12 protein-coding genes are annotated in these 11,853 nt (G+C 70.5%); 5 read left to right on the top strand and 7 right to left on the bottom strand.

The window, feature by feature from the left end; all coding sequences use genetic code 11:
* The first annotated feature begins 183 nt into the window (after window positions 1-183).
* Window positions 184-1,299, top strand: coding sequence for a magnesium and cobalt transport protein CorA (locus J7I98_RS09990; RefSeq protein WP_214920266.1), 1,116 nt, complete (start codon window positions 184-186; stop codon window positions 1,297-1,299).
* Here J7I98_RS09990 and J7I98_RS09985 read toward each other — a convergent pair.
* A complete protein-coding gene (locus J7I98_RS09985) occupies window positions 1,277-2,200 on the bottom strand; it encodes a DMT family transporter (protein WP_214920265.1) in 924 nt (307 codons plus the stop codon). The two genes, J7I98_RS09990 and J7I98_RS09985, sit on opposite strands and share 23 nt — an antisense overlap.
* Window positions 2,201-2,277: 77 nt before the next feature.
* Here J7I98_RS09985 and J7I98_RS09980 point away from each other — a divergent pair, with 77 nt between their 5' ends.
* On the top strand, window positions 2,278-2,811 hold the full coding sequence (locus J7I98_RS09980) for a hypothetical protein (protein WP_251020391.1): 534 nt from the start codon (window positions 2,278-2,280) through the stop codon (window positions 2,809-2,811).
* Window positions 2,812-2,892: 81 nt separating this feature from the next.
* Here J7I98_RS09980 and J7I98_RS09975 read toward each other — a convergent pair whose 3' ends face one another.
* Window positions 2,893-3,672, bottom strand: a complete 780-nt coding sequence (locus J7I98_RS09975; RefSeq protein WP_214920264.1) for a hypothetical protein — start codon at window positions 3,670-3,672, stop codon at window positions 2,893-2,895.
* 187 nt (window positions 3,673-3,859) lie between these two features.
* Here J7I98_RS09975 and J7I98_RS09970 point away from each other — a divergent pair, with 187 nt between their 5' ends.
* From J7I98_RS09970 to J7I98_RS09960, 3 genes are read left to right on the top strand one after another with little or no spacing between them, the layout of a single operon-like run.
* Window positions 3,860-5,131, top strand: coding sequence for a magnesium transporter MgtE N-terminal domain-containing protein (locus tag J7I98_RS09970; RefSeq protein WP_214920263.1), 1,272 nt, complete (start codon window positions 3,860-3,862; stop codon window positions 5,129-5,131).
* A 52-nt stretch (window positions 5,132-5,183) separates the two neighbouring features.
* Window positions 5,184-5,708 carry a DUF1003 domain-containing protein gene (locus J7I98_RS09965; protein WP_214920375.1) on the top strand — a complete coding sequence of 175 codons (525 nt, stop codon included), beginning with the start codon at window positions 5,184-5,186 and terminating at the stop codon, window positions 5,706-5,708.
* A gap of 43 nt (window positions 5,709-5,751) precedes the next feature.
* Window positions 5,752-6,885 (top strand): Mrp/NBP35 family ATP-binding protein, encoded by a 1,134-nt coding sequence (locus J7I98_RS09960; RefSeq protein ID WP_214920262.1) that lies wholly within the window; start codon window positions 5,752-5,754, stop codon window positions 6,883-6,885.
* A gap of 81 nt (window positions 6,886-6,966) precedes the next feature.
* Here the strand turns inward: J7I98_RS09960 and J7I98_RS09955 are convergent, their stop codons facing one another.
* The 5 genes from J7I98_RS09955 to sigE all read right to left on the bottom strand — a co-directional run bounded on the left by J7I98_RS09955 (window position 6,967) and on the right by sigE (window position 11,847).
* The gene (locus tag J7I98_RS09955) at window positions 6,967-7,638 is read right to left on the bottom strand and encodes a hypothetical protein (RefSeq protein ID WP_214920261.1); all 672 of its coding nucleotides are present in this window, start codon (window positions 7,636-7,638) and stop codon (window positions 6,967-6,969) included.
* Window positions 7,639-7,756: 118 nt separating this feature from the next.
* Window positions 7,757-8,209 (bottom strand): sec-independent translocase, encoded by a 453-nt coding sequence (locus tag J7I98_RS09950; protein ID WP_214920260.1) that lies wholly within the window; start codon window positions 8,207-8,209, stop codon window positions 7,757-7,759.
* 98 nt (window positions 8,210-8,307) lie between these two features.
* On the bottom strand, window positions 8,308-10,008 hold the full coding sequence (locus J7I98_RS09945) for a S1C family serine protease (RefSeq protein ID WP_214920259.1): 1,701 nt from the start codon (window positions 10,006-10,008) through the stop codon (window positions 8,308-8,310).
* Window positions 10,009-10,129: 121 nt separating this feature from the next.
* On the bottom strand, window positions 10,130-11,068 hold the full coding sequence (locus J7I98_RS09940) for an anti-sigma factor (protein WP_214920258.1): 939 nt from the start codon (window positions 11,066-11,068) through the stop codon (window positions 10,130-10,132).
* Window positions 11,065-11,847 (bottom strand): RNA polymerase sigma factor SigE, encoded by a 783-nt coding sequence (gene sigE, locus J7I98_RS09935; RefSeq protein WP_214920374.1) that lies wholly within the window; start codon window positions 11,845-11,847, stop codon window positions 11,065-11,067. Before sigE ends, J7I98_RS09940 begins: the two co-directional genes overlap by 4 nt.
* Window positions 11,848-11,853: the final 6 nt, after the last annotated feature.

The raw sequence follows: 11,853 nt of genomic DNA, 5'->3' as shown, positions 1-11,853 counted from the left end.
GCATTTCGCGCGACGGAAGAGCACTCGATATTTGCCTGATCCGTGTCTGAGCGAACGCCGTCACCGCGTCTTTGCGGTGCCGCCCGCTTTGCCGACGTACGGAGCCCCAGCGCTGTGGCCCGCACGTCTCCATTCCGGGCAGTGCCACGCCTCGCAGACGGCTTCTCCGTGAAGGAGCCCGCCATGTCGATGATCCGTGACCTGCGCGCAGCGGTCCGTCCGTCCCTGCGCAAGAGCAGCACTGTGTACAGCAGTTACGACAACACCCGCGACCCGTCGGCGAGCAGCGCGGTCGTCGACTGCGCGGTCTACCGCGACGGCCGTCGGGTGAAGGACGCGGAGTGCCTGACTCCGCACGAGGCGATGATCCGCGTCCGGGAGGGCGGCGGCTTCGCCTGGATCGGTCTGCACGAGCCGACCGAGGCCGAATTCGCCGGTATCGCGGCCGAGTTCGGGCTGCACCCGCTGGCGGTCGAGGACGCCGTACACGCGCATCAGCGGCCCAAGCTGGAGCGGTACGACGACACTCTCTTCACCGTCTTCAAGACGATCCACTACGTCGACCACGCCGAACTGACCGCCACCAGCGAGGTCGTGGAGACCGGCGAAGTCATGTGCTTCACCGGCAAGGACTTCGTCATCACCGTGCGGCACGGCGGCAAGGGCTCGCTGCGCGCGCTGCGCCACCGCCTCCAGGACGACCCGGAGCTGCTCTCCAAGGGGCCCTCGGCGGTGCTGCATTCCATCTCCGACCATGTCGTCGACGGGTACATCGCGGTCGCGGCCGCCGTGCAGGACGACATCGACGAGGTCGAGATCGATGTCTTCTCCGCGCCCGCCAAAGGGAGTCCGCGCGGCTCGGACGCGGGGCGGATCTACCAGCTCAAGAGGGAAGTTCTTGAGTTCAAGCGGGCCGTCGCGCCGCTGCTGCGGCCGATGCAGCAGCTCAGCGAGCGGCCGATGCGGCTGGTCGACCCGGACATCCAGAAGTACTTCCGTGACGTCGCCGACCACCTGGCGCGCGTGCACGAACAGGTCGTCGGCTTCGACGAGTTGCTGAACTCGATCCTCCAGGCCAACCTCGCGCAGGCGACCGTCGCCCAGAACGAGGACATGCGCAAGATCACGTCCTGGGCGGCGATCGTCGCCGTACCGACGATGATCTGCGGCGTCTACGGCATGAACTTCGACCACATGCCGGAGCTGCACTGGCGGTACGGCTATCCGCTGGTCCTCGGCTCCATCGTCGTCGTCTGTGTCACCATCCACCGCACGCTCAAGCGGAACGGCTGGCTCTGACGACGAGCGCGAGGCCGGCCAGGATCACCACCAGGGCGGGGTAGGCGGCCATCGGCGGCTGCTGCCCCAGCCACAGCGCGGCGATCAGGGCGGCGCCCGGGGTCTCCAGCAGAATCGCCGTCGAGGTGACGGAGGGGCCCAGGGTGCTCACGACGCGGTTGAGGAGCGAGTGGCCGAGGAGCTGGGCGGCGGCGGTGAGCGCGGCCAGCTGGAGCCAGGTGGTGGCGCTGTACCCGCCGAGGTCGGCGCCCGCCACCAGGCAGGTCGCCAGCAGTACCAGCGCGGTCGTGGAGTAGCAGATGTAGGTGTACGCCGTCGTGCTCACGGTCCGCCGCACCTCGGCCCCGAGCAGGACGTATCCGGCGGCCGCGATGCCGCCGCCGAGCGCGAGCGCGTCGCCCGCGAGCGCGCGGGGCGAGAGGGTCATGTCGACGCCGGTCAGGATGACCACGCCCGCGACGGCGAGCAGGGTCCCGGCCCACACCATGCGGGGCGGCCGGTGGCCCCGTATGCGCAGGAGGATCGTCGTCCAGATCGGTGTGGTGGTGCAGAGCGCGGTCGAGGACGCGACCGAGGTCATGCGCAGGCTGGGCAGCCAGAGCCCGAAGTGCAGGGCGAGCAGCGCCCCGGCTGCGACGGCGAGCAGCAGCGGCCTGCGCCCGATGCGGCGCAGCTCGGCACGGTGCTTGAGCAGCGCCACGGGGGTCAGTACGCCGACCGCCATGGCGTTGCGCCAGAACGCGATGGCGAGCGCGGGCGCCGCGGTGGCGGCGATGAGCGGCGCCGAGAACGAGACGCTGGCGACGGCGACGCCGAGCAGCACGAGGTCGATACGGGGCGCGGCGGGCGGAGCACTCGGTGCGCTGGGTTTGCCGTCGGTGCGGCTGGCTGTTGCGGGCACGGGCTCACGGTAAGGGGTGTAGTGCGATGACGGAACTGTCGGGGCACTGGGGACGCTCTGGGCCTAGGCTTTGACTCATGACGCCCATGCCGCAGACGCCCGCGCCGCAGACGTTCCTCGACCAGGCCCTCGTCGAGGAGGCCACCAAGAAGTCCGGGCTGATCTGGGTACAGGGCACGGGCCCCGCCCGGTCGCTCTGGCACGTGTGGCACGACGGCGCCGCGTACGTCGTCGGGGACGGCCCCGGTGAGCAGCCGTTCCCCGGGCTGGCCGACGGCGGGACCGCCGAAGTGACCGTACGCAGCAAGGACAAGGGCGGCCGGCTCGTCGCCTGGACGGCCACCGTCACCGAGCACGCAGCCGGGACCGAGGAGTGGGAGGCGGCGGTCGCCGAGCTCAAGGGCAAGCGCCTGAACGCGCCCGACGCGGAGCAGATGACGGAGCGGTGGGGGCGGGAGTGCCGCGTACTGCGGCTGGAGCCGCGGGAGGTGGCGGGGCAGCTGCCGGACGGGTCGCTGTCGGCGACGCCGTTGCCGACGACGGCGACGACGCGGATGCCGATGCCGGCGGGGCTGCCGCGGCTACTGCTGAAGCGACGCGCAAAGCGCTAGGGCGTCGCCTGCGACGGGCCTGTTCACCTACCCGCACGGCACCGCGCACCCGCACCCACCCGCCGCGCAACGCCGCTCCGCTCAGCCGTTCGACGTTTTCGGGAGCTGGCCGCCGTAGTCGACGGTCTCGTCCTTGCCCGGCGCCTCCAGCGCGAAGTCCTCGTCCCACTCGGCGAGCCTCACCACACCCGCCCCACCCGCCCGCTCCAGCTTCAGCGGATACGGCGTACCCATCAGCGAGACGGCGAGCCTGCCGCCCTCACCCGATGCGCCGCCGGTGACCTCGATCGTGCGGACGCCGCCCACAGTCGCGCGCCCGCCCTTGGCCAGCTTGCCGTGCAGCCCCAGCAGCCCGTCGAGCAGGACGTCCTTGTCGGTGAAGCCGCGCAGCTGGTCGTACACGGGGTCGTCGTCCGGCACCTTCACGTACTTGTCTTCCAGCTTGCCCGCGGCCCCCTTGTCGGGGTCGGTCGGCTCCGCCGACCCCGCCTCCTCGTGGTCCCAGAAGTCGGCGCCGGCCTTCATGAACAGCTCGTCGTCGATGCGCAGCAGCTCGAAGGCGCTGCCCTTGGAGGTGACGGAGCCCGTGCCGCCGTCCTCCTTGAGGCGCATATTGAGCTTGTACGAGCGCCCCTTGCTGACGACCGTGCCCGAGAGATGTACCGCTTCCGCGCGGCCCGCCGCCGCCCGCGCCTTGCCTTCAATGGCGGTGGCGGAGAGCTTCCCCACCCCGTTGGTTCCCTGGTCCGGATCCGGTTCCTCCGCGCACGCCGTGAGCGACGCGGTGAGCCCGGCGCACACAAGGCCCAGGAGTGCGGCCCGGCGGAGGCGGGCTCGGGCGGCCGGGGGAAATGCAGTCACAAACGCACTGCCTCTCATGCGGGTGTCCTCATGCGGGTGTCCGGGGTGGCAGCAGGCAGCGTACCTGTGTCGTGCACATCACCCGGAAGGGAGCCGTCCGGATGCCTGTTGGGAGCGGTGTGGACCGGTACGGGCTAGCCTGAACCCGTTATCCGGCCTTATTTGCAGACATAGGGAGGCGCACCATATGCCATCAGGCGCCCCCCGGATCTTCGTCTCGCACCTCGCGGGCGTCGCGGTCTTCGACCCCAACGGAGACCAGGTCGGCCGGGTGCGCGACCTCGTGGCGATGCTGCGCGTCGGCCGCCGGCCGCCGCGGCTGCTCGGCATGGTCGTCGAGGTGGTCAGCCGGCGGCGGATCTTCCTCCCCATGACCCGGATCACCGGCGTCGAGTCGGGGCAGGTCATCACGACCGGCGTCGTCAACATGCGCCGCTTCGAGCAGCGCCCGACCGAACGCCTGGTCCTCGGCGAGCTCCTCGACCGCCGGGTCCGCCTCGTGGACGGCGGCGAGGAGGTCACGGTCCTGGACGTGTCGATCGTGCAGCTGCCCGCCCGCCGCGAGTGGGAGATCGACAAGGTCTTCGTACGCAAGGGCAAGGGCGGCGCGCTGCGGCGCCGCGGCGAGACCCTGACCGTGGAGTGGTCGGCCGTCACCGGCTTCTCCCTGGAGGAGCACGGACAGGGCGCGGAGAGCCTGCTGGCCACCTTCGAGCAGCTGCGCCCCGCCGACCTCGCCAACGCCCTGCACCACCTGACCCCGAAACGCCGCGCCGAGGTGGCTGCCGCCCTCGACGACGACCGGCTCGCCGACGTACTCGAAGAGCTGCCCGACGACGACCAGGTGGAGATCCTCGGCAAGCTCAAGGAGGAGCGGGCCGCGGACGTACTGGAGGCGATGGATCCGGACGACGCCGCCGACCTGCTGTCCGAGCTGTCCGAGGAGGACCAGGAGCGGCTGCTGACGCTGATGCGGCCGGACGACGCGGCCGATGTGCGGCGGCTGCTCTCGTACGAGGAGCGGACCGCGGGCGGTCTGATGACGACCGAGCCGATCGTGCTGCGCCCCGACGCGACGGTCGCGGACGCCCTGGCGCGCGTACGGCAGCAGGACCTGTCGCCCGCTCTCGCCGCGCAGGTGTACGTGTGCCGGCCGCCGGACGAGACGCCGACGGGCAAGTACCTGGGGACGGTGCACTTCCAACGGATGCTGCGGGAGCCGCCGTTCACGCTGGTCAGCTCGATCGTGGAGTCCGATCTGCCGCCACTGTCGCCCGGCACCCCACTGCCCGCCGTGACGAGCTACCTAGCGGCGTACAACATGGTCGCGGCACCCGTGGTGGACGAGGGCGGCTCTCTGCTCGGCGCGGTGACCGTCGACGACGTACTCGACCACCTGCTGCCCGACGACTGGCGCGAGAGGGAATTCCACGAGGGGGAGGCCGCCCGTGGGCACTGACAAAGGTGCGGAGCCGAAGGAGCGGGCCAGGTCGGCGACCGGCGCGAGCGCGATGCCGCGCACGCCCCGCGTACGCCTGGACCAGCCGCGCGCTCCGCGCACGCGGCTGCTGCCGGAGTACGACCCCGAGGCCTTCGGGCGGTTCTCGGAGCGGATCGCCCGCTTCCTCGGGACGGGCCGCTTCCTCGTCTGGATGACCCTGACCATCATCCTGTGGGTGGTCTGGAACGTCTTCGCGCCCACCGCCCTGCGCTGGGACGAGTACCCGTTCATCTTCCTGACGCTGATGCTGTCCCTCCAGGCGTCGTACGCCGCCCCGCTGATCCTCCTCGCGCAGAACCGCCAGGACGACCGGAACCGGGTCACCTACGAGCAGGACCGCAAGCAGAACGAGCGGTCCATCGCCGACACCGAATACCTCACGCGGGAGATCGCCTCGCTGCGCATGGGCCTGGGCGAGGTCGCCACCCGCGACTGGATCCGCTCGGAATTCCTGGACCTGGTCAAGGAGATGGAGGAGCGGCGCTCCGTATTCCCGTCCGAACCCGTTTCCGAGAGTGACGAAGGCGACCGCTGACAGGCCTTTCCCGGTGCGGCAGTAAGCGCCGTACCATCGGCGTATGGCTATGGAAGACGCGGTGCGTGAAGCACTGGCGACAGTGAACGACCCCGAGATCCACAAACCGATCACCGACCTCGGCATGGTCAAATCGGTCGAGATCGGGACAGACGGTGCGGTTGCCGTCGCCGTCTACCTCACCGTATCCGGCTGCCCGATGCGCGAGACCATCACCAAGAACGTGCGCGAGGCGGTCGAGCGCGTCGAGGGTGTGACAAGCGTCTCCGTCGAGCTCGACGTGATGAGCGACGAGCAGCGCAAGGAGCTCGCGGGCGCGCTGCGCGGCGGCACCGCCGAGCGCGAGGTCCCCTTCGCCCAGCCGGGATCGCTGACCCGTGTGTACGCGGTGGCGTCCGGCAAGGGCGGCGTCGGCAAGTCCTCGGTGACGGTCAACCTGGCCGCGGCGATGGCGGCGGACGGCCTGAAGGTCGGCGTCGTGGACGCGGACATCTACGGGCACAGCGTGCCGCGCATGCTCGGCGTGGACGGCAAGCCGACCCAGGTCGAAAACATGATCATGCCGCCGTCGGCGCACGGCGTGAGCGTCATCTCCATCGGCATGTTCACCCCGGGCAACGCTCCTGTGGTGTGGCGCGGGCCGATGCTGCACCGGGCCCTCCAGCAGTTCCTGGCGGACGTCTACTGGGGCGACCTGGACGTGCTGCTGCTCGACCTGCCGCCGGGCACGGGCGACATCGCCATCTCGGTGGCACAGCTGGTACCGAACGCCGAGATCCTCATCGTCACCACCCCGCAGCAGGCCGCGGCCGAGGTCGCCGAGCGCGCCGGATCCATCGCCGTACAGACCCACCAGAAGATCGTCGGCGTCGTCGAGAACATGTCGGGCCTGCCGTGCCCGCACTGCGACGAGATCGTCGACGTCTTCGGCACCGGCGGCGGCCAGAGGGTCGCCGAGGGCCTGACGAAGACGACCGGCGCGAACGTGCCGGTGCTGGGCTCCATCCCCATCGACGTACGCCTGCGGGAAGGCGGCGACGAGGGCAAGCCCGTCGTGCTGTCCGACCCGGACTCCCCGGCCGGCGCGGCACTGCGCACGATCGCGGGCAAACTGGGCGGCCGAGCCCGCGGCCTGTCAGGCATGTCCCTGGGCATCACTCCCCGAAACAAGTTCTGACCCACGGACCACCGACCCGCACCTGCTTACGCGAGGGGGGCGCCGCTCACCGAGCGACGCCCCCCTTTCCCGTACGCCCAACTACACCGCGTAAGCCGAGATGTCCTCAACAACCGAGAACCCCAACCCGTACGCGCTCATCCCACGCCCGTACGCCCCCAAATGCACCCCGGACTGCGTGGGCCCCGCAAGCACCCACCCGAACTCCGACTCCCGGTAGTGGAACGGCGTAGGCACTCCGTCCACCGGCAGCGAAAGCGCCGACCACTCCGGCCCCTCCAGGTCGTCGGCCAGCTCGAACGCGGCCTCGGTCTGCTGGTCCAGCCAGTCGTCCCGCAGCGTGTGGTCGAGCGACGCGGGCCAGGTGGACGACAGCAGGCCCGAACCGGCCAGCCAGGCCGCGGAGGACACCGACGTGGCCTCCAGTACGCCCGTACCGTCGCCACTGCGCCGCACCGGGCTGCTCGCGACGGTGACGACGACCGCGAAGCGTTCCTTCTCCTGGCCGTCATCCACTCGTATCGACGGCTCCTCGCCGTGCCCCGTCGAACCGTGCTGGACGGTGCCGTCCGCCGCCATGCCCACCTGCATCAGCCAGCGAGGCCCGGTGAAGGCCTCGTCCAGCCCGTACCAGGGGAACGTTGCGCGCAGATAGCCATCGACCGTACGCCGGGCTACTGGCACCTCCTCCGCTGTGGATGCGCCTGGCGCCAGGGATGCTCCCTGCGCTCCGACCCGACTCGTGGTCTCCATCTATCCGGCCGCCTCCTCGATCCGTAGCGTCCGGAGCGGGCCCGCCCCCCTCGGGCGTCCTCTGACCGGACAGATGGAGGATAGCCACCTTGATGCGGCTCGTCTGGATTGCCTGGTCTCAGGTGGCGTCTGCGTCGAACGGCGGACGCTCGCTCTGAGCGGGCGTTTCACGCTTCTTGAGGAGGTCGGGAGTGCCCGCCGATTCCTTCGAGAGATTGGCCCGCCCGGCCGAACCCGAACCGCTCTCGCGGCCGTGCACGGCGTCTGCGACCTCGGCCATCTCACTCTTGAGGTCGAAGCTGCTGCGGATCTCCTTCAGCCCCAGATCGTCGTTGTCCATGAGCTGCTTACGGACAAAGTTCTTGGGGTTGAGGTCCTCGAACTCGAAATCCTTGAACTCCGGGCCCAGTTCGGAGCGGATGTCCTGCTTCGCGCTCTCGGAGAACTCGCGGATCTTACGGATCGTCGCCGAGGCGTCCTGGATGAGCTTCGGCAGCTTTTCCGGACCGAAGACGAGCACAGCAAGGACCACCAGCGTCACCAGCTCTAGCGCGCCTATGTCACTGAACACCTTGTTGCTCCTTCGGTCCGGGCCCGGTCCACGGTACCCGCCCAATCTGTCCGGGCGGTACCTTCACGTGACACCCGCGTGGACGTCTGTGCGCTCGCTCACGTGCCGTCCGCCGAGCCGAGGGTGACGGTGACAGACCGCTCCTCGCCCTCCCGCACCACGGTCAGCTGCAGGCGGTCGCCGGGGCGGTGGGAGCGGATCTTGACGATCAGCTCCTGGCCGTTGTGCACCCGCTGCCCGTCGACCTCGGTGATGATGTCGCGCGGCTCGATCCCGGCCTTGGCGCCGGCGCCGCCAGGTGTCACGGCCGGGCCCTTGGCGCCCTTGGTGCCGACGCGGGCGCCGTCGCCCGTGTACTTCATGTCGAGCGTTACGCCGATCACCGGGTGGGTCGCCCTGCCCGTGTTGATCAGCTCCTCGGCCACTCGCTTGCCCTGGTTGATGGGTATCGCGAAGCCGAGGCCGATGCTGCCGCCCTGGCCGCCTTCGAGGCCCGTGCCGTTGCCCGCGGCGCGGATGGCGCTGTTGATGCCGATGACGTTGGCCTTGCCGTCCAGCAACGGGCCGCCGGAATTGCCCGGGTTTATCGGCGCATCGGTCTGGAGCGCGTTCACATAGCTGACGTCGCTGCCGTCGCCCTTCTCGCCGCCCGCGGTGATGGGGCGTTCTTTGGCGCTGATGATGCCGGAGGTCACGGTGTTCTGGAGGTCGAAGGGTGCGCCGATGGCCACCACCGGGTCGCCGACCTGCACGTTCTCGGAATTGCCCAGGGGCAGGGGCCGGAGCCCGTCGACGCCGGTCACCTGGACGACGGCCAGGTCGTAGCCGCTGTCCTTGCCTATGACCTTCGCCTTGGCAGTCTCGCCGCCGCTGAAGGTGACGGTGATGTTGCCGGAGGCGCCGGCAGGCTCCACGACGTGGTGGTTGGTGAGGATGTGGCCCTGGGCGTCGAGCACGAAGCCGGTGCCTGTGCCCTGCTCGCCGGCGCCGCTGACGTGCAGCGTGACGACGCCCGGCAGAGCGCTGGCAGCTATGCCCGCGACGCTGTCTGCGGGACGTGCCTTGCCGTCCGCCTTGGCGGCCTGCGGGAGCTCGACGCGGGTGATGCCGCCGTTGCGCTCGATGTACGCCCCGACGCCGCCGCCGATGCCTCCGGCGACCAGCGCGATCAGCAGCGCCCCGACGAACAGGCGGGCCCCGCGCCCCTTCCTCTTCGAGGCGCCGCCCGGAGCGCCGGGGTGGGTCAGCGGCTGCTGGATGGCGCCCCAGGGGTCGTACTGAAGCCACTGCGAAGGCTGGTGGGGGTGCGGCTGGTGCGGCTGCTGGTTGTGCGGTGGGGACACCGGAAGGGGGGCCGGTGCGGGGGCGTGCGCGGGCCCGGGTATACCGGCGCCGTTCGTCGCGGGGGCGCCCGGCGGTACGAACGTGCCCTGCGGCGGGGTGGGCACCGGCCGCTGCACGGGCGGCGCGGGCGCCCAGGGTCCTGGGCCTCCGTAGGGCGGTGTCCCGTACGGATCGGGCGCGTGCAGCGGCTGCGGCCGCGTCCGCCCGGCGGACTCGGAGGCGTACTGCTCGGGGGCCTGTTGCTCGGCGGCCTGTTCCTCGGGCGCCTGCTGCTCGGGGGCCTGTTGCTCGGGCGCCTGCTGCTCCGGGGACTGCTGCGCTATGCGGCCCGGCTGATCCGGTTGGTCGGAGGCGGCATGAACTGCCGCCTCCGGGGCATCCGTTGAGCGGTCGCCCGTCCTCGCGGGACGGCTCCACCACTTCGCCTTCGACCCAGCGGGCTTGCCCTCGTCCATGCTCTCCCCGCAACCCACGAGCACGCCGCTCGGGCAGTGCCACCTCGTTGTCCGTGCCCCGGGGGGCACCCTCCATGGATTCAACCAGGTTTGCGAATGGCCGCGCAGTGGCCGGTGGACGTCAGGGCGAAACAGGCAGCCCGGACTGGGACGGAGCTGCCAACTGGCCGGCCGACGGCGCGTACGACACCGGCGGTTTCCGATGGGGGGCATGACTGAACGGCAGAGTCGAAACCGACGGACGTATCAGCGGCAGCGGGGCCGCACCGCTCAGCAGAGGCGCCGAGAACGGATGCGTCAGTGGCTGGACCGGGCCCGCGCCCATGCCCACTTCTACGTATCTGGACGGCACAGCGGCGGTGGAGTTGACCGAACTGGGCGCTGCTGCGGAACGTTCGCCGGATGCCGCGAGCAGGCCGCCGCGCTCGCTGCGGCGGCTGGTGCTTTCCGTAACAGCGGCGGCCGTGGTGGGCGTACGCAGCGGCGTGACGTTGTTGCCCGAGGCTCCGCCTCTGGCATTGGTCTCGCCCCCTGATCCCAGCGGCATGGCGCCGCCGAGCGCGAACGCCGCGAGGGACACCGCACTGGCGGCCGCGAAGGCGAACCGCCGCCCCCGCCCGCCCGAACGCTCCGCCTCCGCGCGGCCCACATCATGGATACGGAAGCCACGCTCGGACGCGGCAGCCGGGAGGGCGTGCGCCCCGGTCGGCATGTAGAAGACGCCGCCGGGTCTCCCCCTCGGGGTGTCCGTGCCGAAGACTCCGTTCCCGAAGGTTCCGCGGCCGAACGGGTTTCCGTCGTCGCCGTCGTCGCCCCCGGGGCCACCGGCGGGCAGGCCCTGGAGTCGCGCGAGCAGCCCCTCGGAAGGCGGCGGCGGTGCGGTGGTGGAGAAGACGCTCTTCAGCCTGCGCTGGGCGTCGGCCTCCGCCTTGCACTTGGCACACGTCGCCAAGTGCGACAGGACACGCTCGCGGGCGTCGTGGTCCAGCTCACCGTCGACCAGGGCGGCCAGCCGGTCCCCAAGGTGCTGCTCGGCAGAGGTGGGTCGGGTGCCACTCACTCGGCTCCGCCCTCTCCGCCCACCACCGGGATGCCCGTGCCGACCGTCGCAAGCGAACGCTGCTCGGCACGGGCCTCGGGAGACCGGTGCTGCAGAGCCTTGCGCAGGTGGGAGCGGCCCCGGTGGATTCGGCTGCGTACGGTGCCGAGCTTGACGCCCAGCGTCGCGGCGATCTCCTCGTACGAAAGCCCCTCGATGTCACAGAGCACGACCGCCGCACGGAACTCGGGCGCGAGGGTGTCCAGCGCCTGCTGCACGTCGGCGTCGAAATGCGTGTCGTTGAAGACCTGCTGCGGGGACGGTTCACGGCTCGGCAGCCGCTCGGCGGCATCGTCGCCGAGCGCGTCGAATCGGATCCGCTGCTTGCGGCGGACCATGTCCAGGAACAGGTTGGTCGTGATGCGGTGGAGCCAGCCCTCGAAAGTGCCGGGCGTGTAGGTCGACAGCGAGCGGAAGACACGGACGAAAACCTCTTGGGTGAGGTCCTCGGCATCGTGCTGATTTCCGGTCAGACGGTAAGCGAGGCGGTAAACGCGGCCACTGTGCGTGCTGACGATCTCCTCCCATGTGGGCGGAGTCCACGCCTGAGATTCCGCATCTGAGGCGAAGGTCGCGGTCTGTGCGGAGCCGTTGAGGCTATGGGCGCGGTCAGCAATGTCGGTCACGGATTTCGGCTCACCCGCCGATCTGAGAAAGCGCCGCAGCACTCCGCCCCGATCCACAGGCGCAGCCGCACCTCCCCTGTCGGCTCTGGTGGTGTCCAGTGGAGCCCCTACCATAGCCAC

It is taken from the genome of Streptomyces sp. ISL-98, assembly GCF_018614055.1.
GTDB lineage: Bacteria > Actinomycetota > Actinomycetes > Streptomycetales > Streptomycetaceae > Streptomyces > Streptomyces spiramyceticus.
The sequence above is the reverse complement of the archived record's forward strand: the minus strand, read 5'-3'. Positions and strand labels throughout refer to the sequence as shown.